This is a genomic window from Paenibacillus sp. EKM206P (genome assembly GCF_011066155.1).
Taxonomy (GTDB): Bacteria; Bacillota; Bacilli; order Paenibacillales; family Paenibacillaceae; genus Paenibacillus; species Paenibacillus polymyxa_D.
On sequence record NZ_JAAMNQ010000112.1, the window covers coordinates 1 to 274 of the forward strand.

Here is a 274-nt window from a genome sequence, read left to right on the forward strand (position 1 = left end):
TGGTGGAGCATCATTCTGTGCTGAACCGGATTTTGTGGATGCATGATCGATACGGCTTGAGTGCGGAAGATACGATCTTGCAAAAGACGGCCTTCACCTTCGACGTGTCGGTGTGGGAGCTGTTCTGGTGGTCGCTGGTGGGCTCGAAGGTAAGCTTGCTGTCCGTGGGCGGGGAAAAGAACCCGGAAGACATCGTCGACACGATTGCCCGCGATGGCGTAACCACGATGCACTTTGTACCCGCTATGCTGCATGCGTTTCTGGAGTACGTGGA

1 protein-coding gene is annotated in these 274 nt (G+C 55.5%); it reads left to right on the forward strand.

The window, feature by feature from the left end; translation table 11 throughout:
* Positions 1-274, forward strand: a 274-nt coding sequence (locus G9G53_RS25960) for an AMP-binding protein (RefSeq protein ID WP_165150911.1), incomplete at both ends; no start/stop codon positions are given.